This is a genomic window from Janthinobacterium sp. SUN073, assembly GCF_030397665.1.
Lineage (GTDB): Bacteria > Pseudomonadota > Gammaproteobacteria > Burkholderiales > Burkholderiaceae_D > Janthinobacterium.
On the sequence record NZ_JAPUBT010000001.1, the window covers coordinates 652,369 to 676,512 of the forward strand.

The window sequence follows — 24,144 nt, forward strand, 5'->3', positions numbered from 1 at the left end:
CATTCAACCTGCCCCTGCCCCGCTACCATGAGCGCATTGCCTGTCAATCCCGCCGAACTGCTCGCTGCCATGGCGTCAGGCGACCAGCGCGCGCTGGACGCCCTGTACCGCGCCTGGTCGCCGCGCGTGCGCGTGTTTGCGCGCCTGCAGCTATCGGGCTCGGGGCTCGATGTGCACGCGGTCGCCGACGAAGTCACGGTGGACGTGTTCCACGCTATCTGGCGCGCGCCCATGCGCTACGACGGCCGGGTGGCGTTCGGTACCTGGCTGCTGACCCTGGCACGCAACAAGGCCATCGACCAGATCCGCCGCCATGGCAAGCGCCTGGCACGCGAAGTGCCGCTCGACAGCGATAGCGAGGAGCAGGCGCAGCAGGAGCAGGCGGAACACGATCCGGGACCACAGGTGGCGCGGGAAAGTCTGCAGCGGCGCCATGCCGTGCTGAAATGCCTGCTGCGTCTGCGCAACCCGATGCAGCGCGAAAGCCTGACCCTGTGGGCGATCGACGATCTGTCGGTGGCCGATATTGCCCATATTCAACAAGCGCCGGAAGGCACCGTCAAGACGCGCTTGTTTCATGGCCGCATCAACTTACGCCAGTGCATACAGCGCTGGTTTGCCCAGGAAGGCGGCCACCATGGCTGAGTCCATCGATCCTCAGGAACAGGCGCTGCGCGAGATGCTGCCCGACTACCTGAATGGCCATGCCCCCGCAGACGTGGCCAGCCGCATCGCCGCCAGGCTGGAAGACGATCCGCACTGGGCCGCCGATGCCGACTGGCTGCGCGAAATCCGCGCCGCCATCGAGGCCGAAGCGGCCAGCATGGATCCCGCCGCAGGCCTGGCGCAACTGCATCGCCGCCTCGAACGCCCCGCCTTCTGGCGCCGCTGCTGCCAGCGCCTGGCGCTACCTGCACTGGCGCCAATGGCCATCACGGCACTGGCCAGCCTGTGCATAGTCCAGGCGTGGCTGCTGTGGCAGCAACCACCCCCGACGGATCAACTGCGCTGGCGCAGCGTGCCAGGTGCAGTGGCGCCGCCGGCCAGCCTGCGCGTGCAATTCCTGCCAACCGCCAGCATGCCCCAGGTCGCGGCAGCGCTGGAGCAGGCACAGGCAGGCATCGTCGCCGGCCCCCTGCCTGACCACGGCTATCTGCTCGATGCGGCCGATCCACCCGCAGCCCTGCAAAGCCTGCGGGCCAGCGGCGTGGTGGCTGCGGCATCGCTCACCAGCACGCCAGGGGCGCCATGAAAAACAAGCGGCGCTGGGGGCGCGCACTACTGCTGAGTTACCTGCTGAGCGGCGCGGTGCTGGCCGGCGAACGCCACGCGCTGCTGATCGGCGTGGGCGCCTTGCCCGCCATGCCGCGCGGCAGCTGGCTGGCCGGTCCCACGGCCGACGTAAACGCCATGCGCGCGGCGTTGCGGCAACAGGGTTTCGCCGATGAACATATCTACCGACTGGCCGATGATGCGGGCGCCAGCCAGGCGCCCACGCGCCAGGCCATCCTGGCGCGCCTGGCGCAGCTGGAAAAGACGCTGGGCAAAGACGATGTCCTGCTGCTGTACTGGTCGGGCCACAGCGTGCTGCTGCCCGTCTATCCGGGCCAGGCAGCCGCGCCGCAAGGACGGCGCACGCGCTTGCTGACGCGCGACAGCCAGGTCAGCCACCAGGGGCGGCAGCTCGATGGCGGCGTCGGCAGCAGCGAACTGGGGCGCGCCATCGATGCGTTTGCCGCGCGGCAGACACAGGTCGTGGCCATATTCGATACCTGCCATGCGGCGGCCGGCACGCGCAGCGGCGACGGTCTCGCGTGGCGGGGGCTGGCGGCGAGCGACATCGGCTGGCGCCCGCCCCCTGGCAAGGGCACGCCACCCGACGAACCGCGGGCGCGGCCCCGTTATGTCGCCTTTTTCGCCGCCGAAGCCCAGCAGCGCACGCCGGAAGCCGCTGCGGCAGCCACGCCGGGCCAGGCTGCCGGTCTGTTTACGCAGGCCGTCATCGCCGCCTTGCAGCGCCAGCCACAAACCTATGCCATGTGGGCCGGCGCCGCCACGCAGCAGTACAGGAGCGCATTGCAGGCTTACCAGCTGCCCCGCTCCGCCTGGCCTTCGCCCGTGTATGCGGGCGCGCTCGACGCACCGCTGTGGCAGGGCGACGATGCTGCCATACCGGCGCCGCTCTGGCCCGTGCGGCGCGATGCGCAAGGCTGGCTGGTGCCGTTCGGCCTGCTCGACGGCATGCGCGAGGGCGACCTGTTCCGGCAGGCCGGCGCGCGCTGGCGCGCCAGCAAGACTGGCTGGGGAGAAACGCGGCTGACGCTGCTACCGGGCAGTGCAGGCGCCGCAGCGGGCTGGGCCAGCCGCACGCCTGCGCCGCTGCCTGCGGGATCGATACGCCAGGGCCGTCTCGCCGCCCTGCTGGCGCTGCCCGCCACGCCGGGCCCGCCCCTGCTCGACGCGCGCATCGAACTGACCCTGCCGGGCAAGGCGCCGCGCCAGCAGGCATTCGCCGATGGCGACCTCGGCGTGCTGCCGGCCGGCACGCGCATCCGCCTCAGCGTGGAAAACCGCAGCGCCGCTTCCGTCGACCTGGGCCTGGCGCACTTGCCGCTGGACGGCCCCGCCACGCGCATCTATCCGGCCCTCGACGGCGACAGCAACCGCATGCCGCCCGCCATCGGTGCCGGCATCAGCCGCTTCGAACGCAGCTTCGTCGTCAGCGGCCCCCACTATGGCGTGGAATGGCTGGCGCTGGTGGCGGCACCGGCGGCAAATGGCACCCTGCCGCGCCGCTTCGCCATCCTCGAAGCGTTGCCGGCCCTGCCAGCCACGCGCGGCGCGGCCAACGTTGCGGTCCCCGTGGCGGAAGCGGGCAACCCAGACCAGGCCCAGGTGGCCCGGCTGTCCTGGCGCTCCGTCCAATGAGGCGCCTCGTCCTGGGCCTGCTGCTGGCCGTATCGGCCTTGCCGCAAACGGCATCGGCCGGCACCTGCCAGGCCGTCATCGCGCCATGGCTGGCGCAGGCGAACGACGCCAACGAGAAGGAACAGCCGGCCGTCTCGCTGCCCCTGTTCCAGCGCAGCGTGGCCGCCTGCCGCGCGGCGGACGACCGGGCCGGCATCGCCACCGGCCTGCTGGGCGTGGGCCAGAGCCTGCACATGCTCAACCGCTACGCCGAGAGCGAACAGGCCTTGCTGGAAGGCTGGGCCATCCGCCAGGCGCTGGACGACGGCGATCCCGGACGCGAAAGCATGTACTACCCGAGTGAACTGATGTACCTGTACCGCCAGTGGAGCCGCTTCGACCTGGCCTGGCAATGGGGCGACATCGCGCTGGCGGCGAAAGCCCGCCTGATCGGCAAGGACACGGTATCGTATGGCACCAGCCTGTCCAACCTGTCCGGCGTGGCGCTGCAGACCAAGGAATATGCGCGCGGCCTGCCGTATGCGCGTCAAGCCATGGAAACGTGGGCCCGCACCTCGGGCGAGGACAGCACCGACCATGCGTGGGGCATGCGCGACGTGGGCGTGCTGCTGCTGCGCATGGGCCGCATGGAAGAAGCCTATGGCTACCTGGAGCGCGCCTACCGGATACGCCTGGCGGCCTTCGGCGAAAACCGCACCGAGACGCAAACGAGCGTGACCGACATGGCCAACTGGTACACCCTGAGCGGCAACGACCGCCAGGCGCTGGCGTTCGCCCAGCGCGCGCTGGCCATGGCGGTGCAGCGCTCGGGGGCCGACTCGATGCAGGCCAGCGTGGCCTTGAACCGCCTGAGCGGCATCCACCTGCGCCTGGGCGAAAGCGGCAAGGCATGGCAGGAGGCGGAGGACGGCCTGCGTATCCGCCGCGCCCTGTTCGGCGACCGCCATGCCAACACCGTCAGCGCCTGGCAGGACGTGGCGCTGACGGCGCTGGCGGACAATCAGCTGGGCCGCGCGGAAGTGGCCGCCGCCGCCGCGCTAGAACATTGCCGCGCCGTGTATGGCGAGGCCGCCGCCACCTGCGCCGCGCACCAGCTCGCGCATGGCAGCGCGCGCATGGCATTGGGGCAGTACCAGCAGGCGCTGGAAGCGGCGCAGGCGGCGGCGCGGCTGGCCATGTCCGGCGGCCAGACGCTGCCGGCCGACGAAGCCGATGCGCTGCTGCTGGCGGCGCAGGCACAGGCCGCGCTGGGACTCCAGGACGCGGCGGAAACGGCACTGGCTGGCCTGGAGGCGCGGCTGCAGCAAACGCATCCCGCCACGGCCGGCATGCTCGACACGGTGCGCCAGGCGCGCCTGCTGGCGCGCGCGGAGCACGCCGGCATCGGCGCGGCCGAACTGCAGGCGCTGGCGCGCGAGGCGGGCGCCATGGCGCGGCAGCTGGCCGCCACGCGCGGCGCGGCCCATCCCGCCCATGCACAGGCCTTGCTGGACGCGGCCGGACTCAATGCGCGCGCGGGCGATACCGCCACGGCGCGCTCCCAGGCGGCACGCGCACTGGCCATCGGCATGGCGCATGAACAGAGCATGCTCGAAGCGCGGGCGGCGGCGCAGCTGGGAGCGCTGGAACCCGACGCGGCTGGCATTTTCCTCGGCAAGCAGGCGGTCAATGCGCTGCAAGCCACGCGCGCCGGCACGGCTAGCCTGCCGGTGCCGCTGCGGCAGGGCTTTGTGCGGCAAAAACGCGCCGCCTACGGCCGGCTGGCGGACCGCCTGCTCGACCAGCGCCGCATCCACGAAGCGGAAACCGTGCTGGCCATGGTGCGCGAGGACGAATTCCACAGCCTGGTGCGCAGCGCGCCAGATCCGCGCGCCACGCGTCTCGGCTACACGGGCGCGGAGGGCGAATGGCAGCGCCAGTTCGAAGCACGCGCCGCCGCCCTGCGCGCGGGCGCCCAGGCGCTGGCCGCGGCGCGCGAACGCCAGGCGCAGGGCGTGGCGCAAGCCGACGATGCATGGCGGCGGGCGAACGACGCCATGGCGCTGCTGCTCGATGGCGCCACCGAGGCGCTGACGGCGCTGCCGGCCGGCAGCGTGGCCACGCCCGCGCCGGCAGGCAAGGCTGGCATGGCGCGGGCCGAACCGCTCAAGCGGGGCGTGCTGCACCTGACTTATCTGGTTACCGACACGCGCCTGCGCATCGTCTCGCAGCGCGGCGGACGGAGCGGCAGCACCATCCACGACGTGGCCATCGACGAGCGCACGCTGGCGCAGCGCATCGCCCGCCTGCGCCGCAGCGCGCAAGATCCGGCACAGGACGCGCGCGCCGATGCGCAAGCGCTGTATGCGCTGCTGCTGGCGCCCGCCAGCCGGGAACTGGACGGCGCCACCTCGCTGTCGCTGTCGCTGGGCGGCGTCTTGCGCTACCTGCCGTTCGCCATGCTGCATGACGGGCGCCGCTGGCTGGTCGAACGGCTGCCCGTCTCGCTGCATGGTGAACAGGCCGGCGCACAAGAAGCGCCGCGCCGCGCGCCATCGCTTGCCCTGTTCGGCCAGACCCGCGCCAGCGGCGAACTGCCGGCCCTGCCCTTCGTGCAGCGCGAACTGCGCGCCGTGCAGGCGATCGGACACGCGGCGCGCATCCCCAGCCAGATCTACCTCGATGGCGACTTCACCGGCGCGGCGCTGCAGCGCGCACTGCCCGCCAACAGCAGCGTGCATATCGCCAGCCATTTCGTGCTGCGCTCGGGCGTGGGCGCGGACTCCTACCTGCTGCTGGGCGATGGCGGCAAACTCAGTCTGGCGGAACTGGCGCAGGATGGCTACCGCTTCGCCGGCCTGGACTTGCTCACCCTGTCGGCCTGCGAAACGGCCGTGCCGGCCGGCACCGATGCCACGGGACGCGAACTGGAAGGCCTGGCCTGGCTGGCCCGCCAGCGCGGCGCGCGCAATGTGCTGGCCAGCCTGTGGCGCGTGTCGGACCAGTCGACGGCCACCCTGATGGGCGATTTTTATGCGGCGCTGGCGCAAGGCAAGGGCAAGCCGCAAGCCTTGCGCCAGGCGCAGTTGCGGCAGATCCGCGCCGCCCGGCACGCCGTCACGGCGACGCGGGGCCTGACGCCGCTCGACGCCGCCGGCGGCAGCGGCGAGACGCGCGGCCATCCCTTCTACTGGGCCGGTTTCATCCTGCTCGGCTCCTGAGCGCCGCACGACGGAAGGCCGTTTTTGGTGTATGCTGGCGGCATGAACAATGACACCGACATCCAGCTCAGCGGCCCCTTCAAGGCCACCGACGGCTCCGGCCGTGCCCACGACATCAGGGCCATCCGCATCTTCGACGAAGGCTACGGCATCATCGACGTCTACGTCGATTTCGCCGCTCCGCTCGAAGCGGGCGCCTGCAAGGACAAGACCCTGGTCGGCCACATCCTGGCCCGCCTGCGCAGCCTCGGCTACGTGGGCCCCGACTTCGGCCACGGCGACCTGGGCTTGCAAGACAAGAAACTGATCGTCCTGGAAGCGCCCGAGGAATTTTCCGCCTTTGCCATCAGTAAAGGCTGGAAGGATCTTTCGGCCGAGTTTGACGAAGACTGAGCCTTCGCCACCTGAACACCATCATGCGCCGCGCCTGCCCAGCAGGGGCGGCGTTTTTCATCGTCCCATTGCCGTCCTCTGCCCATGTTCCTGCTCTTTCTGCGCGCCTGCGCCTTGCCCGCCCTGTTCTGCATGCTGGCCGGATGCCAGCAATCCGACCTGATCAAGGACTTCGAACAGAAGGTGCCGCTGCAAGACCAGCAGTTGGCGCGGCATTACAGCGACCTGCTGCGTGAAAAACAGCTGGACTATGTGCGCATGGCTACCGAGCCGGGCAATAACGGCGATCAGATCCGCCAGGCGCTGTCCACCTTGAGTGCCGCCTTCCCCGCTGGCGAGCCCCGGTCCGTCAAGGTGGTGGGCTACCAGCGCATTGAGCAGCGCGATGCGCCTCAATTGCTGAGTGTCAGCTTCGAATATGCCTATCCTGAAAAATGGATCGTCAGCACCATCGTGCTGAGAAAATATGGCACTGACGCCACCATCATGGGCTTGAGCGTGGCGCCGCAGACCGCATCGCTGGAACAGCAGGCGACCTTCACGCTACGCGGCAAATCGCTGCTCCACTACGTGGTGCTCGGCGCTGCCATCCTCTCCCCCTTGCTGATCCTGTCTGCCCTGGTGTTATGCCTGCGCAGCAAACTAACCGTCAGGAAATGGCCCTGGTTGCTGTTCATCAGCATCGGTTTCGGCCAGTTGTCGCTCAACTGGGCGACGGGCCAGTACCTGTTCCTGCCCATCGCCATCCAGCTGTTTGGCGTTGCCGCCGGCACCAGCGCCTACCAGCCCTGGACATTCACCGTCTCCCTGCCGCTGGGTGCCATCGTGTTTCTGCTTGTCAGGCAAAAACTGGCTGCGCCTGCAGGCCTCATGGCGTAGGTGCACCCTGCAGGTAGCGCGCGCTCCAGGCGGCAATCACATTGGCGACATACGCGGCGTCATCGCGCCCCGTCAACAGATGGTCGGCATCGTCGAGCGAAACAAAACTTTTCGGGTGCTTCGCGGCCGTGAAAATATCCATCGCGTTCGACAGGCTCACCGTCGTGTCGTTCGGCGCGTGCATCACCAGCAGGGCGCGGCGCAGGCCGGCGATGTGAGCCTTCAGGCTGTGGCTGCCCGCGTCGTCGACGAATTGCTGGCGGATGCGGAAGGGCCGCCCTTCCAGCTGCACCAGCGCCTCGCCTTCGGCGGCGATCTGCTCCAGGTGCGCGCTGAACATGCGCGTCACGTAAGCGGGCGTGCTGGGGGCGGCCAGGGTCACCACGGCGGTCGCTTCCGGCACTTGCGCGGCAGCGGCCAGCACGGCGGCGCCGCCCAGGCTGTGGCCGATCAGCAATTGCGGCGCAGAGTGTCTGGCCCGCAGGAAATCGGCGGCGGCCAGCAGGTCGTCGACATTCGACGAGAAATTCGTGGCGGCAAACTCGCCCTCGCTGGCGCCCAGTCCCGTGAAGTCGAAGCGCAGCACGGCGATGCCGTGTTCCGTCAAGCCTTGCGCGATGCGCCGCGCGGCCAGCACATCCTTGCCGCAGGTAAAACAGTGGGCGAACAGCGCATAGGCGCGGATGGCGCCGTCGGGCGCATCGAGGCGCGCCGCCAGCACATGGCCGTGTGCGCCGGGAAAATCTTGCCGGGTGGATTTCATTGTCTCAGATCAAAGCTGCCGCGCAGCGCGGCCGATGGCGCATTGTAGCGCCGCCCGGCCACGGCTGTTTTAACCACGCGAGGGTATGTCGACGCCCTTGATGACGGCAGGCCGGGCCAGGAAAGCATCCAGCGCGCGCTGCAGGTTCGGAAAATTGTCGAAGCCGACGAGCTCGCCTGCGCCATAAAAGCCCACGAGGCAGCGCACCCACGGGAAGATGGCGATGTCGGCAATCGTGTACTGGCTACCCATGATCCAGTCGCGGCCCTGCAGGCGCTGCTCGAGTACGCCCAGCAAACGCCGGGCCTCGCCCAGATAGCGTTCCAGCGGACGCTTGTCTGCGTAGTCCTTGCCGGCGAATTTGTGGAAGAAGCCCACCTGGCCGAACATGGGGCCGACGCCGCCCATCTGGAACATCAGCCACTGGATGGCTTCATAGCGCAGGCCCGCGTCCTGCGGCAGGAACTTGCCCGTCTTTTCCGCCAGGTACAGCAGGATGGCACCCGACTCGAACAGCGCCAGCGGCTGGCCACCGGGACCGTCCGGGTCGAGGATGGCGGGAATCTTGTTGTTGGGATTGAGCGACAGGAAGGCGGGCGACAACTGGTCGTTCTGCTCGAAACTGACCAGGTGCGGCTCGTACGCCAAGCCCAGCTCTTCCAGCAGGATGGAAACCTTGATGCCGTTCGGCGTGGGCAGCGAATACAGCTGCAGGCGCTCGGGATGCCGGGCGGGCCATTTCTCGGTGATGGGAAAGTCGGAAAGTTGGGACATGGGAATCCTTATTGAAGTGGTTGACGCAGCGCAAGCAAGCAAGTATAGCCAAGCATTGCAGTTTCAGCAGGACGGCGCATTCAGCCAAACAAGCCATGCAAAAACCAGCGCGGCGCGGCGTCTTCTGCGCTGCCGGCGATGCGTTCGCGGTAGACCCAGTAATGGGCGTGATCGCGTCCTTCGGCAATAAAATAATCGCGCGCCTGCGACTGGCCCCACCAGCCCGCCTCGATGCGTTCGGCGACAGACACCATTTTCAGGGGCGAGCCATAGAAGGGCCGGTGCTCGCGCATCAACAGGGCGATGGGTTGGGCCAGCAGCCAGCCGGGACGGGGCATGCCGGGCAAACCGGGCGGCAAGTCCGGTAGCGCGCTTCTTGAAACGGGCTTGGCCGGCAGCGGCAGCCACTGGTTGGCCGCTTCGGGACGGTAATCGGCGCGCGGGGATGCCTGCAAGACATTCTCGGCGCCCAGGCGCGCCACCAGCAATTCCAGCAAACGCTGGCGCTCCTGCGGCGTGCCGCCCGGCTCGGGAAACAGGCTCTCGCTGGGCGGCGCCATCGGCTGCACCTGCAGCGCTTCCAGGGTCAGGCTAATCACGGGGGCATCCAGCACCAGCTGCGCCAGGCGCTCCTTGAGCAAACGCACCAGATGCTCGTCGCGCCAGACGGCCTCGCCCAGCGCCAGGTCGATGACGGTGGGCGGGCGCGCCAGCCTGCCCCGCTCGTGCGCCAGCAGCAGCTGTATGCGCTCGACGGCGAATTGCCGCGCGCACAGCCATCCCGTCATCTGCTGCAGCAGGCGGCGCGCGCCGAACAGCAAGGCGTCCGCGTGCTCCACGCGGTCGAACAATTCCAGGCTGGCGCGGAACGTGGGCGGTGCTTCGAGCCAGATGAACAATTCCGTGCTGTGGCCATGCGCGTCGTCGAGCATCTCCAGCACGGCGGCGCCGCAGCGGCGCTGCAAGCCGGGCCGGGGCAACTGGCGCAGCTGCCCCAGAGTGCGGCAGCCTATGCCCCCCAGCCAGTCGAGCCAGGGGCGCGCGGGTGGCAGCAGGGCGCATGGCAGGCGATCGAGGCGGCGCACCAGGCTGGCCATGCTCAAGGTCCGCCCCCGGCGCGTAGGGGCGCGCGCCAGCAGCCATGCGCCGCGCGCCGTGGGCGCGCACGACAGCTGGGCCGTGTAGCCCAGCGCGCGCAAGCTGGCCGCGATCTGCCGGCACAGAGCGCGCACGCCGCCGAACAGGCGCAGGCTGGCGCCCGCGTCGACCAGCAGGGTCGCTTCTTCGCCCTGCGCCACCAGCGGCGAGTATTGCAGCAGCGCCAGCGCCACCGCTTGCAAGGCCTGCGCTTCCAGCTCGGGCGAGCGTTCGTGCAGGCGCGCCTGCGGCGCCAGCATCAGCACGCCGCCACGGCGCATGCCCGGCCGGATGCCGGCCTCCCGCGCCAGCGGCGACAGGGCCATCACTTGCTCCTGCTCCAGCACCACGCCCAGCTGGTCAGCCGACCAGCGCGGGCAAAACACTTCGAGCGGAAGCCGGGGCAGGCACAGGCCGATCCAGAGTCGCATGGCGTCGCAATAATGAAGGAGGTTGCAGGGGCAGGAACAGGGGCGCGTCGCGCTGCGGTCCCCGGCGCTTGATGAAGCCGATCTCGATGCCGCCAGCGGCCGGGCGCACGGACAGGCGCAGCGGCGCGGGCGACGCATCCTGCGCGCCGTGCAAGGGGCGCAGCATGCAAAACAGGGTGTTGCCGCCTTGCGCGGCCAGGTGCAGGCGGCGCAGGCTGTCGGCGCGCACGTGCGACTGCCAGAACAGCAAGGCGCCGCAACTGCCGCTGCGCAAGATGTTTTCCGCCGCCCATAGGGCATCCTTGCTGCCGGCGCTTTTGAGCCACAGCAGTTGCGACGGCGCCAGCCCCTGCGCGGCCAGGGCCAGCGCCTGCGGCGGATGGGGCGGCTGCAGCAGCACGATGGGCAAGCCCGGCAGCTGCGCCAGCGCGGGTGCCAGCAGCCGCAATTCGCCGCTGCCCGGCTGCTGCACCAGCAGATCGATGAGGCTGCCGCTGGGCCAGCCACCGCCGGGCAGTTGCGCGGACAAGGCGGCAAAACCCGTGTCCAGGCAGCGCGTGGCGCCCTGCCCCAGCTGCGATGCGCGCCATAAAGACGGGTGCAAGGCTTCCGGCGAGGTCATCAATTCGGAATGTTGCATAATTAAATATGAAGATGAGTACTGTATGCATGTACAGTACTATCCAGCCCTGCTTTTGGCAAGGCTTATCTGTCAGATAGCGCGCCCGGGGCCGCTCCGCCATGTCCGAAAAACCCCGTTTCTGGCATCGATTGCTGTACCATAAGCACTCTCCTTACCGCCTGGCAAAGTACCAGTCGGCTTCCTCCGTCCATAAGGAAACGCATTTGACCACCATCCAACTCATCAGCGCCATCGTCTTCGGCCTTGCGCTCATCCACACCTTTGCCGCCAAGTCATTTGAAACCCTGGCACAGCGCCATCCCCGCCATGGGGGCCTGCTGCACTTGCTGGGCGAAGTGGAAGTCGTGTTCGGCTTCTGGGCTTTCATCCTGATCATCATCATGGCCTTTGTCTCGGGCGGCGAGGCGGCCATCGAGTACGCCGAATCGCGCCAGTACACGGAGCCGTTGTTCGTCTTTGTCGTCATGGTGGTAGCCGCCTCGCGCCCCGTGCTCGACGCCGTGCAGCGCCTGCTCAAGGGCGTGGCGCGCGTGATGCCGCTGCGCACGGAACTGGCCCTCGTCTGGCTGGGACTGGCGCTCGTGCCCCTGACGGGCTCGATGATCACGGAACCGGCCGCCATGACCCTGGCCGCGCTGATGCTGGCGCCACAAATCTTCCGTCCGGGCATCCCCGAATGGCTGAAATATGGCGCGCTGGGTGTGCTGTTCGTCAACGTGTCCATCGGCGGCACCCTCACTTCGTACGCGGCGCCGCCCGTGCTGATGGTGGCCACCACGTGGAACTGGGACAGCGCCTACATGGCCAGCCATTTCGGCTGGAAAGCCGCCATCGCCGTGCTGGTCAACGCCACGGGCGTGAGCATATTGCTGCGCAAATACCTGCACAGCAACACCTCCGATATCAAGCCGAAAGCCGGCGAGGTGGAAGCGCCGAAAGTACCGCTGGCCGTCAGCCTCGTGCACATGATCGTGCTGGGTGGCGTGGTGGCCCTGGCGCACCATCCCGTGCTGTTCTTCGGCCTGTTCCTGTTCTTCCTCGGCTTCGTGCAGGCGTATGAGCGTTATCAAAGCCCGCTGATCCTCAAGGAAGGCTTGCTGGTCGGCTTCTTCCTCGGCGGCCTGGTGGTGCTGGGCGGCATGCAGCAATGGTGGCTGCAACCCATCGTCTCCAGCCTGAAACCGCTGGCCCTGTTCTTCGGCGCCCTGGGCTTGACGGCGATTACCGACAATGCGGCCCTGACTTACCTCGGTTCGCTGATCGTCGGCATGACGGACGAAGCGAAATACATGCTGGTGGCTGGCGCCGTGGCCGGTGGCGGCCTGACCGTCATCGCCAATGCACCGAACCCGGCCGGCGTATCCCTGCTGCGCCGCGGCTTCAAGGATGAATCGATCGGCGCCGTCGGCCTGCTGGCCGGCGCCCTGCTGCCGACGGCCGTGGCGGCCCTGGCCTTCCTGGCTTTGTAATCACCGCAGTGCGGCGGCCACCCTGGCCGCCGCTTTAATCGCCTTCGTACACGAGGAAGTGCAGCCGGTCATAGAACAGGCTGTAGGCATAGTCGAACGTGCCCACGCTGCGAAACCCCTTGTGCAGATACACCTGCAGCGCTTCGCTCTTTTCCCACACCGTCAGGGTGATGCGCGCACAGCCCTTGCGGCTGGCCAGGTCGCGGATTTCATGGAACATTTGCCTGAATAAGCCCTGGCCCCGGTATTTCTCGTCGATGGCCAGGCTGCTGACGAAACAGTCGTCGGCGCGCGCATGCGCGAGCACGAATGCGTCATACGCATCGTCGAGCGCCTTCATATCGTCGCGGTAATACGAAACGGCGCCGCAAGCCTGGAATTCATCCATCGTGGCCGCCGTAAAAAAGCCGATGAAACGCCCGTCTTCGTCATGCAAGCCGTGGATGTGCGCCAGATACGGGTCGATGTTTTGCCGCCGCTGCAATTCGACGAATTGCAGATTGAGTTTATTGCCGAACGAGCAGTATTCGAGGTAGCTGGTGGCAAACAGCAGTTTCGCCATACGGTTCTTCGTCTCGTCACCCAGCAGTTCGCCCGCCACCAGTTTGAGCGGCGCATGCGACAGCAGGCCCGCCTGCGCCTCGTCACTTGGCGGGGCCGCATCGCCGATGGCCGGCATGCGGCTGCCGTGGCGGCCCACGGTGGGGCGCCAGAAGTTGCCAACGGCAATATGCTGTGAACGGTGGGCCAGCAGGTAGCGGCAAAAGACGGCATTCACGCGGTCCAGCTGCGGGTCGTCCGACAGCACCGAGTAATAGTGGAAGTGATCGATGTCGGCCCGCAGCTGGGCCGCATACGCCATGCGCGGCACTTCCTCGATATCGAACACGTCGACGATGTCGGGCAGGCGCAAAGGATCGTCGAGTTGCCAGTCGAGTTCATCGAGCCGCGCCACGCAGCGCGCATACGCGCGCCGCTCCTCGTCGCTCAAGGGGATGTGCATCTCGGTAATGATATCGTCCAGCAAGCGCATGCCGCGGATGCCGCCCGCCACCGCTTCCCGCGCGCCGTCATACAGCACGCAATAGCGCTGGTAAAACTCGGCATGGCTGAGCAGGGTCACCCCCAGGTTTTTCTTCCATTCGGCATAGAACTGGCCGAACAGCTGCGCTTCGAATTGCGGGCAGGAATGGGGAATTTCCCCATCGATGCGCGCATAAGCGAGGTTCACATTGCGCTGGATCACACGCAGCGCGGCATCGTTCTTCTTGGCGATCAGCATGCCCGTTTCATCGAGAAACAGATTCATCCAGCTGACATGCCGGCGCTCTTGGCTGTCATCAGCGTTGCGCTGGAAATAATCGGGCACTTCCGGCTTCATCAGGAAAATCGTCGCCGGATTGTGCGGGATCGTGTCGACATCCATATACATGCCGCCGTATTCGCACATGATGAGGATGCGGAAATAATCGGACAAGGTGGCGAAGTAGCGCTGCGCATGCAGGGTATCGAGGATGTCGAAGCGGGCCGGCGCAAAGTCCAGCGCCAGCGCGCGCAGCGAGTTGATGTGCAGCGTCGTGCCGCCGATGGCGTAGCGGCCTATCGTGTAGCGCCCGGCGCCGCCCGTGGGGCTGAAGCGCGCGTCATTGCGCAATTGCTCCGCATCCCATACCCACAGGATGGAGACATACGGCGCGCCGCCGTTGTGCCGCACCTCGTCCAGCGCCGCGCCCCACTGCCTGATCGCTTCACAGGCGATGGCTGGCAGCGGCCCGCCCATCCAGATGCGGTGCAGGTAGCGCTCGTCATCGCCCAGCGCGCGCGTGGGGATGCAGCTCAGCGAGGAACAGCTTGCCGCATTGAAATACGTAAAATTGCCGGCGACAAAGCTGCGCAGGGCCGCGATGCCCGCCTGGTGCTCCGCGGCCAGTTGTTCCAGATCGCTGCCGGCCGGCCGGACATCGGCCAGGGTGATGTAATCGAGTTTCAGCCGGTGGATGCGGAACTCGTATTCCAGGCTGAAAATCTTTGCTTGATCGTGTTTTGAGGCCAGGTCATCTATTTTCATGGGCGCACCATTTTCCACAGGAGAGTGTCAATCAACGTCGCAGGAAGTAAAACAAGGTCGGGAACATGCGCAGCGTGGCGCCATCAGTGCCGGGCCAGCCGCACCTCGCTTTCCCGGCGCCCCGCCATGCCCCGCGTAAACAGCAGCAGGCAGGCGGCGATGACCACGATGACGGGGATATTGAGCAGCGCATACGTTTCCAGCGCATAGCCGAAGCGCTGGCACAGCACGTTGTACAGCTGCAGCCAGGCGGACAGATAAATGCAATAAAGCAGGCTCATGGCGGCCGTCGTCAATGTCATCGATTCCTTGCTGGCCGTAATCGCGCTGCGGAGCAAGGCGCCGTTGAACAGGCCGAAGCCGATGGAATAGACAAACATGCAGGCGGCAAACACATCGACGTGGTGGCGACCCGCGCCGGCGCCCAGCATGCCGGCGGCCGCGATCAGTCCGCCCAGGCGCAGCAGATGCACGAGCGGGAAATCCTGCCGCAGGCGCTGGATGGCGATGCTGCTGAGGACAAAGCCGGACAGAATCACGCATTGCAGCGCGATATACGTGGCGTAGGACGCGCCCATCTCCCGCAGCACGAAGATGGGCGAAAAGCCGATCCAGGCAGTCAGGGGCACGGTGGCCAGCCCGGCCGTGAACATGCCGAACATGAAGCGCCCGTTGCTGAAAATGGCGACATAGCTGCGCACGATGGCGCGGCCATCCAGGCGCGGCTGTGTCGGCGCCGCGCGCGGCATGCTCTTGAACAGGCCCAGCAAGGACAGCAGCGCCAGCAGGCCGGAAAGGAAAAACACGTAGCGCCAGTCCAGCCGGCTGATGATGGCGCTGCCGAGGATGGGACCGGCCAGGGGCGCGAGGATGGTGGTGCTCGACAAAATACTGCTGAGCTTGACGGCGGCCATGTCGTCGAACAGTTCATGGATCATGGCATAGCCGATAAAGATGAAGCAGCAGCCCATGCCCTGGATGAAACGCAGGGCGAGAAATTGCTCGATGGAAGTAGCAAACGGCACCGCCAAGGTGGCCAGCAAGAACAAGGTATTACCAGTCAGCACCAGCTTGCGCTTGCCGATGGTGTCGGCCAGGGGTCCCAGGAAAATCTGCAGCGAACTGCCGCCCAGCAGATACAGGCTGAGGGACAGCGGGACAAATTTTGCCTCCGCCTGGAACTCGTCGACGATGCCCAGCATGGCCGGCATGATCATGTCGTTCGACAGATAGATATTCAACTCAAAAACGAGGAAAAACGCAAAAAACCACAGCAATTGCCTGGACTGGATGGACATGGCGCATTCCGTAACGTGGGTGGCTGCCGTCAGTGCGTATCTGCCGTCGGGGCATGGGACGGCGGATACGGATCACACTGAAAACGTGTACCAATTGTATACCAGTTAGGACTTTTATCGCCTTTTTTTGTGATTTTTAAATACCGTAGCAATACCACTTTAAAATCGAGGGCAGCACGGCAGGCGCTGCCGGGGCTGAGGAGGGCACGGCCGGCGATGGGGGAAGGCAGAAGCGATGCATACCAGTGCCTGCCGCGCCGTTGCGGCGCGCGGCAGGCTGGCTTAGCGGCGGCGGTGGCTGGCGAAGAAATCGAGCAGCATCTTGCTGGCGTCGGGTTTGGCCTTGTCGTTGAACGGCAGGCTGGCGTCGCCGCCGCTCCACGCGTGTTCAAGGTGCTCTACCTGCGCCACGCGCAGCAGCACCTCCTGGCCCACCTGATAATCGTGCAGTGCATACGCATGGGCCGGATTGCGCCCGCCCGCCGCGCCGCCCGGCAGGCGCTGCGCCGTCACCAAGGTATCGGCTGGCAGGCGGTTCACGCGCACGCTCTGGCGCACCAGCTGCGTCTGGTTGATGGGCCGCACCACCTTGTCGGCCAGCCCTTGCAGCAGGATAGTGGGCAGGCGGGGAAACGCGGGCTGGCGCGCCAGCACTTCATCGATGGCCGCGTCGGCACGGGCGGCGGCGCCATGCTGCATCACGCCCAGCGCGCCGATCAGGTTATGCCCGGCGCCAAACACGGGCCCCGAATGCAGGCCCAGTGCGGCAAACAGATGGGGATGGTTCAGGGCCACGATATGCGCCATGCCGGCGCCGGCGGAAATGCCGCAGATATAGATGCGCGCGCGGTCGATCGCGTAGCGGGCCGCCACTTGCTCGATGGCGCCGACGATCAGGCGCACATCGCCGCCCCCCTCCTGCGTCAGCTTGTCATACCACTTCCAGCAGCGGCGCGCATGCGAACGCAACGATTGCTGCGGATACAGCACGGCATAGCCCTTGCGTTCGGCCAGGCGGTTCATGCGCGTGCCTTCGGCAAACTGCGTGGCGCTCTGTTCGCAGCCGTGCAGCATCACCAGCAGCGGCCGGCCCCGGCTGCGCATGGCGACGCTCGGCGCTTTTTCGGGCAGGTACAGGAAATACGGCAGGCGCCGGCCCGGCAACTGCCCCAGCTCCGGCAACGGCGCATAGTGGGCCGCCAGCCACTTGCCCGGCGGGGGCGCCGTTCGCTTGCGCACGCGCGGGGGCGACAGGGGCGTGGCAAACGGCGCCAGTGCGGGCACGGCGTCGCTGGCGGGCCTGGCGCGCGGCGTCGGCCTGGGCTTGGACTTGGGCTTGGGCTTGGGCTTGGGCTTGGATACGGTCTTGCCGCGGGGTTTAGGTTTAGGCGTGGGCTTGGCCGGCACGGGCCCGAACAGCACCTTGGCCAGTTTGCTCGCCGTGCGCTGTTGCGCCTTGCCGGCGCGCAATAGCCCGCGCAGCCACTTGGTGGCGGGCTTCACCATGGAAAATCGCGCGCGTGTCGTGGTGGAGCGTAGCGCCAGTTCATCCCTGTGCATCGTTGCATCGTCAGCATGTGCGGCCTCCTCCGTAGAACGTATAGAGTACCGCAATTGGCTGACAACACCGTACGTTTGCGCACCGACAAAAGTGCCGCTAAGTAATCCTCAGGAAATTATTGTGAATTTATGACGAACAGAACCGGATGCTATGCAAGGCGCCCACTGCGACGCAGTGCGAGCACTGCTAGCAGCGGGCAACGCCGCAGAGCGCCGGTTATGGAAGTCAGAAATCATAATAATTTATTGGGGGTTACTTAACACCATTGAGGCAGATCAAACGCAAACAGGTCCGTATGCTTAATCTGGATGTTCGATCAGCACTTCACACGAGGAGAAAACACCATGAGCTATCTGGACCGCGACATCCTGGGCATGTACCGCAACAACGACGGCCCGGGGCCGGCCCTGATGGGGGCCGACACCCTGCTCGGCGACGATGTCTACAATCACAGCGACGAGGAACTGGGCGACATCAAGGAAATCATGCTCGACATGCGCACGGGCCAGATCGCCTATGCCGTGCTGTCCTTCGGCGGCATCCTGGGCATGGGCGACAAGCTGTTTGCCGTGCCCTGGGAACGCCTGACCCTGGACCCCGTCAACAAGCGCTTCCTGCTGAACGTGGAAAAAAACCAGCTGAAAGACGCACCCGGTTTCGACAAGAACAACTGGCCCGACATGGGCAGCGATGCCTGGAACCAGCAGATGGAAGCGTTCTATGGCAGCGGCACGCGCTACGGCAGCGGTGTCATGGCAGCAGGACGCATGCCATCGGGCAGCGACTTGCGCGGTGGCGCCAGCCTGCAATCGGGCAGCGACAGCAGCATGTCCGGCACCTCCATGAGCGGCAGCCGCGCCGGCACGGGCAGCAGCCAGGGCGACCTGGGCTCGCGTTCGGCGCTCGGCGATGATGGGCGCGACGAGCGTAGTTAAGGGACCACGCAGACAAACCCGACAGGCAAGGGCCGGGGTCGTACCCTGAGGGTACGACCCCAGTCTTTGCTTGGGGATGAACCTACCGCTGCATCGATTCCCATACTTTCTGCAAGCGCTTGGCAGAAACCGGCATCGGCGTGCGCAATTCCTGCGCAAACAGCGACACGCGCAGCTCTTCCAGCATCCAGCGGAAATCGACCAGTTTCGGGTCCGTGTTCTTGCCGGCCTGGCGGTCCTTGGCTTGGCGCAGGTAGGGTGTGGCCGCCGATTGCCATTCGGCCATCAACTTGGTGTCGCGCGCGGGGTCGGCGCGCAGTTTTTCCAGGCGCACATTGATCGCCTTCAAATAGCGGGGGAAGTGCGCCAGCTGCGTGTACTCGTTTTCCGTCAGGAAGCGTTTATGCACGAGTCCCTGCAGCTGCGACTGGATATCGGCCGCCGCCGCTGCCGGGATATTCTGCAGGCGCTTGGGCAAGCCGTGAAATTCCGTCAGCACTTGCGACAGCAGGCGGGCGATTTCATTGACCAGCAGAACCAGGCGCGACTTGCCTTCCGCCTGGCGCTTGGCGAACGAGGCGGCGTCCAGCGGCAGCGGATCTTGCAGGCAAGCGATGTCGAGCGCCTTGTTGATGATTTGCTCGCGCAACTCTTCCTGCGACCCGAGGGCCATGAACTGCATGCCCATCTGTTGCAGGCCAGGGATGCTTTTCTCGACGTACTTGATCTGCTCCTTCATTTGCAGCGCGAACAGGCGGCGCAAACCGATCTTGTGCGTGCGCGCGGCCACGGTCGGGTCGTCAAACACTTCCAGGTCGCAATGCGTGCCCTTGTCAACCAGCGCGGGGAAGCCGATCAGGGTCAGCTTGCCCTGCACAATTTCAAGCAGCTCCGGCAATTCACCAAAGGTCCAGGCCGTCAAACCCATGTGCTGCGAGACGGTGGCATTCGGCGATGCCGGTGCGGTAGCGGCGGACGCGCCCTTGCCTGCCGCGACCGTGGCGTTCTGTGCCTGCAGCCGCGACGCCACTTGCGCGCCCGCCACCTTGGCACCTGGCGTGGCCGTGCCCGACACGCCTGACACTTCGGCCAGCTTCTGGAAACTCTGGCGCGCCTGGCCGCCGAATTCCGCCTGCAGCGTGGCCAGGTTGCGGCCCATGTCCAGCTGGCGGCCATGTTCGTCGATCACCTTGAAATTCATGAAGTGATGGGCAGGCAGGGTCTCCGGCTTGAAATCCGTCGTCAGCACATTGATCGTGATCTGCGTGCGGATGTCGAGGATGATGGCGTCGATCAAATCGCCGCGGCCAAACACGCCAGCTTCATGCACACGCTCGCAGAATTTCGCCGCATAGTCAGGCAGCGGCACGCAGTGGCGGCGCAGCTTTTGCGGCAAGGATTTCAATAGCAGATGCACTTTTTCCTTCAGCATGCCCGGCACCAGCCATTCGCAGCGCTCGCGCGGCAACTGGTTCAGCGCATACAGCGGCACGGATAAGGTTACGCCATCGCGCACGCTGCCCGGCTCGAAGTGATACGTCAGGCCCATTTCCAGGCCCGTCACGGACATGGTTTTCGGGAACAGATCGGTGGTCACGCCGGCCGCCTCGTGGCGCATCAACTCTTCGCGGTTCAGATACAGCAGCTTGGGGTTCTCGCGCGTGGCTTCCTTGTGCCATTTTTCGAAACCGGCGCCATTGCACACGTCCGCCGGCAGCAGCTTGTCGTAGAAGGCGGCGATCAGTTCATCGTCGACCAGCACGTCCAGGCGGCGCGATTTGTGTTCGAGGTTTTCAATGTCCTTGATCAGCTTGTGGTTGTGCGCAAAGAATGGCGCGCGCGTGTCGAAGTCACCGCCGACGAGGGCGTCGCGAATAAAAATTTCGCGCGCTTCCGGCAAGTTGAAATTGCCGTAATTGATGCGGCGCTGGCTGTACACCACCAGCCCATACAAGGTCGCCCGTTCGGACGCCGTCACTTGCGCCGAACGTTTTTCCCAGCGCGGCTCGCCCCACGATTTCTTCAGCAAATGTTCGCCGACTTTTTCCAGCCATTCGGGCTGGATCTGCGCCACGCAGCGCGCATACAATCGCGTGGTGTCGACCAGTTCGGCCGCCATGATCCACTTGCCCGGCTTTTTCAGCAGCGAGGAACCGGGCCAGATATGGAACTTGATGCCGCGCGCGCCCAGATACCCGGCGCCCGGCTCGTCCTCGCCCTTGAAGCCGATATTGCCCAGCAAGCCAGTCAACAAGGCCATGTGCAGATTGTCATAGGTGGCCGGTGCCTCATTCAATCGCCAGCCCTGCTCCTTGACGATGGTCAGCAACTGCGAGTGCACGTCACGCCATTCGCGCAAGCGCATCTGCGACAGGAAATTCGTGCGGCAATTGTCCTGCAGCTGGCGGTTGGTTTTCTTGTGCTCGATGGCGGACTCGAACCAGCGCCAGATTTTCAGGTAGCTCAAGAATTCCGACTTTTCATCGGCGAACTTCTTGTGCGCCTCGTCGGCCGCCTGCTGATGCTCCATCGGGCGGTCGCGCGGGTCTTGCACGGACAAGGCCGAGGCGACGATCAGCACTTCCGTCAGACACGCGTTATCGAGCGCGGCCAGGATCATGCGGCCCACGCGCGGGTCCAGCGGCAGCTTGGCCAGCTTGTTGCCCAGCGGCGTGAGCTGGTTCACCTCGTCAACGGCGCCCAGCTCCTGCAGCAACTGGTAGCCGTCGGCCACCGCGCGCGCCAGCGGCGGCTCGATGAAGGGGAATGTTTCCACGTCCGTCAGGTGCAAGGATTTCATGCGCAGGATGACGGCCGCCAGCGAAGAGCGCAGGATTTCCGGCTCCGTGAATTTGGGCCGCAGCAAATAATCCTGCTCTTCGTACAAACGGATACACACGCCATCGGCCACGCGGCCGCAACGGCCGGCGCGCTGGTTGGCGGCCGACTGGGCGATCGGCTCGACCTGCAATTGTTCGACTTTATTGCGATAGCTGTAGCGTTTCACGCGCGCCAGGCCCGCGTCGACCACGTAGCGGATGCCGGGCACGGTCAGCGAGGTTTCCGCCACGTTGGTGGCCAGCACGATGCGGCGCGCATTGCTGGTCTTGAAGACCCGTTCCTGCTCTTCGGCGGACAAACGGGCGAACAGCGGCAAGATTTCCACGTGCGGCGGATGGTGCTTGCGCAGCGCTTCTGCGCAGTCGCGAATTTCGCGCTCGCCGGGCAAGAACACCAGCACATCGCCTGAGCCGATGCGGCACAGTTCTTCCACGCCATCGACGACGGCATCCATCAGGTCGCGCTTTTCGCGCGCGGCGGCGGTGCGCTGGCCCGGCTTGTCAGGGTTGGCGGCACCCGGCATGGCCACCTGCTCGCGCTCCACGGGACGGTAGCGCACTTCCACCTGGTACAGACGGCCCGACACTTCGATCACGGGCGCGGGTTTTCCCGGCGTGCCGAAATGGCGCGAAAAGCGTTCCGCATCGATGGTGGCCGAGGTGATGATGATTTTCAAATCGGGCCGGCGCGGCAGCAGCTGTTTCAGGTAGCCGAGCAGGAAATCGATGTTCAGGCTGCGTTCGTGCGCTTCATCGATGATGATGGTGTCGTAATTTTTCAACAACGGGTCGGTCTGCGTCTCAGCCAGCAGAATACCGTCCGTCATCAGCTTGACGGAAGCGCCACGACTCAGGGTGTCGGTAAAGCGCACCTTGAAACCCACGGTTTCACCCAGCGGCGTGCCCAACTCCTGCGCGATGCGCTTGGCCGTCGAGGAAGCGGCGATACGCCGCGGCTGCGTATGGCCAATCATGCCCTTCTGTCCCCGTCCCAGCTCCAGGCAAATCTTCGGCAACTGCGTCGTCTTGCCGGAACCCGTCTCGCCCGAGACGATGATGACCTGATTTTCCATCAGGGCCTTGGCGATTTCCGCGCGCCGGCCCGAGACGGGCAAGTCTTCCGGATACGTAATCGGTGGCAGCGGATTGCGGAAAGCCTTTTCCGCCTCGCGCGCGGCGCGGGCCGCGTCGCGGCTCTCGCGCTCTGCGCGGCTGGCCTGCTCATTGCGTGGCGCCTGCCCCTCGCGCGGCGGACGCGGGGCGCGCTGCTGCTGTTGCTGATTCTGCTGTTCCGTGCGCGGCGGCTGCGGCCTTTGCTGGCTCACGGGTGGGCGCTGGCGGCCCTGCGCGGGCACGGCGGCAGGCGTGGCAATATCCGCGCTGGCGGGCACATTTGCAACGGTGGAAGGAGGGGAAGACTTATTGCTGGCTGAAGACATTGTTTTTTTACAGGTATTTTAAGCGCGCACATCGCGCAGCGAATTATAATGCGCTTAATGGAAAACCCTACCCAATTCGTCCAATGGCTGCGCTCCGTCGCGCCCTACATCCACGCCTTTCGCGGCAAGACCTTCGTGGTCGCCTTCCCCGGTGAACTCGTCAGCGCCGGGGCGCTGCAGGTGCTGGCCCATGATTTGTCCCTGCTGCATGCGCTGGACATCAATGTCACCGTTGTCTACGGCTCGCGGCCGCAGGTGGCGGAACAACTGGCCTTGCGTAACGTCGAAGGCCGCTTCCACAACGGCGTGCGCATCACGGACATCGCCGCGCTGGAATGCGCAAAGGAAGCTGCCGGCGAGCTGCGCCTCGATATCGAGGCCGCGTTCAGCCAGGGCTTGCCGAACACGCCCATGTCGCATGCGGCCATCCGTATCATTTCAGGCAACTTCATCACGGCGCGCCCGCTGGGCGTGATCGATGGCGTGGACCTGGAATTGACGGGCATCACGCGCAAGGTCGACGCCGAAACCATCCATTCCATCCTCGGTTCGGACGGCCTGGTGCTGCTCTCGCCGCTGGGCTTCTCGCCGACCGGCGAAGCGTTCAATCTGACCATGGAAGACGTGGCGTGCAGCGCCGCCATCGCCCTGCACGCGGACAAGCTGATTTTTATTACCGAAACGCCGATGATGGAAGACGCCACGGGCGTGGAAATCCGCGAACTGTCGTCGCACCAGGCCGAAGCCGTGCTGATGGCCGGTTTCTTGCCGGACGCTACGGCGTTCTACCTGAAACATTGCGTCAAGGCATGCCACAACGGCGTCGAGCGCTCGCACATCGTGCCGTTCTCGATGGACGGTTCCGCCCTGCTGGAATTGTTCACCCATGACGGCGTGGGCACCATGATCAGCCATGAAAACCTGGAAAGCCTGCGCCAGGCCACCATCGAAGACGTGGGCGGCATCATCAAGCTGATCGAACCGCTGGAAGCGGACGGCACGTTGGTGAAGCGGGGCCGCGAGCTGATCGAACGCGAAATCGATTATTTCTCCGTCATCGAGCATGACGGCGTGATCTTCGGCTGCGCCGCCCTGTACCCGTTCCCCGCACAGAAGATGGCGGAAATGGCATGTTTGACGGTCAACCCGGAAGTGCAAGCCCAGGGCGATGGCGAGCGCATCCTGAAACACATGGAAAACCGCGCGCGCGCGGCCGGCCTGAACAAACTCTTCGTGCTGACCACGCGCACCTCGCACTGGTTCAAGAAACGCGGTTTCGTGCCGGCCACCGTCGACGATTTGCCGAAGGACCGCCAGCATATGTATAACTGGCAGCGCAAATCCCAAGTCCTCATCAAGACACTGTAAAACTGGAAAAGCCCGGCA

At 65.7% G+C, this 24,144-nt stretch carries 17 protein-coding genes; 9 read left to right on the forward strand and 8 right to left on the reverse strand.

The window, feature by feature from the left end:
* Positions 1-27: 27 nt before the first annotated feature.
* The 6 genes from O0882_RS02995 to O0882_RS03020 all read left to right on the forward strand — a co-directional run bounded on the left by O0882_RS02995 (position 28) and on the right by O0882_RS03020 (position 7,400).
* Complete coding sequence (locus O0882_RS02995; protein ID WP_289945245.1) at positions 28-645, forward strand: RNA polymerase sigma factor; 618 nt, start codon at positions 28-30, stop codon at positions 643-645.
* Positions 638-1,252 (forward strand): hypothetical protein, encoded by a 615-nt coding sequence (locus O0882_RS03000; RefSeq protein ID WP_289945247.1) that lies wholly within the window; start codon positions 638-640, stop codon positions 1,250-1,252. The genes O0882_RS02995 and O0882_RS03000 overlap by 8 nt, the downstream gene beginning before the upstream one ends.
* The gene (locus tag O0882_RS03005) at positions 1,249-2,928 is read left to right on the forward strand and encodes a caspase family protein (RefSeq protein ID WP_289945249.1); all 1,680 of its coding nucleotides are present in this window, start codon (positions 1,249-1,251) and stop codon (positions 2,926-2,928) included. The genes O0882_RS03000 and O0882_RS03005 overlap by 4 nt, the downstream gene beginning before the upstream one ends.
* Positions 2,925-6,128 (forward strand): CHAT domain-containing tetratricopeptide repeat protein, encoded by a 3,204-nt coding sequence (locus tag O0882_RS03010; RefSeq protein ID WP_289945251.1) that lies wholly within the window; start codon positions 2,925-2,927, stop codon positions 6,126-6,128. Before O0882_RS03005 ends, O0882_RS03010 begins: the two co-directional genes overlap by 4 nt.
* 42 nt (positions 6,129-6,170) lie before the next feature.
* Positions 6,171-6,521 (forward strand): hypothetical protein, encoded by a 351-nt coding sequence (locus O0882_RS03015; RefSeq protein ID WP_289945253.1) that lies wholly within the window; start codon positions 6,171-6,173, stop codon positions 6,519-6,521.
* A gap of 84 nt (positions 6,522-6,605) precedes the next feature.
* The gene (locus tag O0882_RS03020; RefSeq protein ID WP_289945255.1) at positions 6,606-7,400 is read left to right on the forward strand and encodes a hypothetical protein; all 795 of its coding nucleotides are present in this window, start codon (positions 6,606-6,608) and stop codon (positions 7,398-7,400) included.
* On the opposite strand, the gene O0882_RS03025 is transcribed toward O0882_RS03020, so the two are convergent.
* The 4 genes from O0882_RS03025 to imuA form a co-directional block, all read right to left on the reverse strand.
* Positions 7,390-8,163, reverse strand: coding sequence for an alpha/beta fold hydrolase (locus O0882_RS03025; protein ID WP_289945256.1), 774 nt, complete (start codon positions 8,161-8,163; stop codon positions 7,390-7,392). The two genes, O0882_RS03020 and O0882_RS03025, sit on opposite strands and share 11 nt — an antisense overlap.
* A gap of 69 nt (positions 8,164-8,232) precedes the next feature.
* Positions 8,233-8,937 (reverse strand): glutathione binding-like protein, encoded by a 705-nt coding sequence (locus O0882_RS03030; RefSeq protein WP_289945258.1) that lies wholly within the window; start codon positions 8,935-8,937, stop codon positions 8,233-8,235.
* Between the two features lie 80 nt (positions 8,938-9,017).
* A complete protein-coding gene (locus O0882_RS03035) occupies positions 9,018-10,505 on the reverse strand; it encodes a DNA polymerase Y family protein (protein WP_289945259.1) in 1,488 nt (495 codons plus the stop codon).
* Positions 10,435-11,145 carry a translesion DNA synthesis-associated protein ImuA gene (gene imuA, locus O0882_RS03040; protein WP_289945265.1) on the reverse strand — a complete coding sequence of 237 codons (711 nt, stop codon included), beginning with the start codon at positions 11,143-11,145 and terminating at the stop codon, positions 10,435-10,437. Before imuA ends, O0882_RS03035 begins: the two co-directional genes overlap by 71 nt.
* Before the next feature lie 206 nt (positions 11,146-11,351).
* Between imuA and O0882_RS03045 the strand changes: the two genes are divergently transcribed.
* On the forward strand, positions 11,352-12,617 hold the full coding sequence (locus tag O0882_RS03045; RefSeq protein WP_289945267.1) for a putative Na+/H+ antiporter: 1,266 nt from the start codon (positions 11,352-11,354) through the stop codon (positions 12,615-12,617).
* A gap of 34 nt (positions 12,618-12,651) precedes the next feature.
* Here the strand turns inward: O0882_RS03045 and O0882_RS03050 are convergent, their stop codons facing one another.
* The 3 genes from O0882_RS03050 to O0882_RS03060 form a co-directional block, all read right to left on the reverse strand.
* Positions 12,652-14,685 (reverse strand): GNAT family N-acetyltransferase, encoded by a 2,034-nt coding sequence (locus O0882_RS03050; RefSeq protein WP_289945268.1) that lies wholly within the window; start codon positions 14,683-14,685, stop codon positions 12,652-12,654.
* Positions 14,686-14,768: 83 nt separating this feature from the next.
* On the reverse strand, positions 14,769-15,983 hold the full coding sequence (locus O0882_RS03055) for an MFS transporter (RefSeq protein WP_289945269.1): 1,215 nt from the start codon (positions 15,981-15,983) through the stop codon (positions 14,769-14,771).
* Between the two features lie 282 nt (positions 15,984-16,265).
* Entirely contained in the window at positions 16,266-17,543 is a 1,278-nt protein-coding gene (locus O0882_RS03060; RefSeq protein ID WP_289945271.1) for a PHB depolymerase family esterase, read from the reverse strand.
* 345 nt (positions 17,544-17,888) lie between these two features.
* On the opposite strand from O0882_RS03060, the gene O0882_RS03065 reads away from it, so the two are divergent.
* Positions 17,889-18,479, forward strand: a complete 591-nt coding sequence (locus tag O0882_RS03065) for a PRC-barrel domain-containing protein (protein WP_289945273.1) — start codon at positions 17,889-17,891, stop codon at positions 18,477-18,479.
* An 82-nt stretch (positions 18,480-18,561) separates the two neighbouring features.
* Here the strand turns inward: O0882_RS03065 and hrpA are convergent, their stop codons facing one another.
* Positions 18,562-22,758 carry an ATP-dependent RNA helicase HrpA gene (hrpA, locus tag O0882_RS03070; protein ID WP_289945274.1) on the reverse strand — a complete coding sequence of 1,399 codons (4,197 nt, stop codon included), beginning with the start codon at positions 22,756-22,758 and terminating at the stop codon, positions 18,562-18,564.
* Positions 22,759-22,815: 57 nt separating this feature from the next.
* Between hrpA and argA the strand changes: the two genes are divergently transcribed.
* Entirely contained in the window at positions 22,816-24,126 is a 1,311-nt protein-coding gene (gene argA / locus O0882_RS03075; RefSeq protein ID WP_046685875.1) for an amino-acid N-acetyltransferase, read from the forward strand.
* The last annotated feature ends 18 nt before the right edge of the window (positions 24,127-24,144 follow it).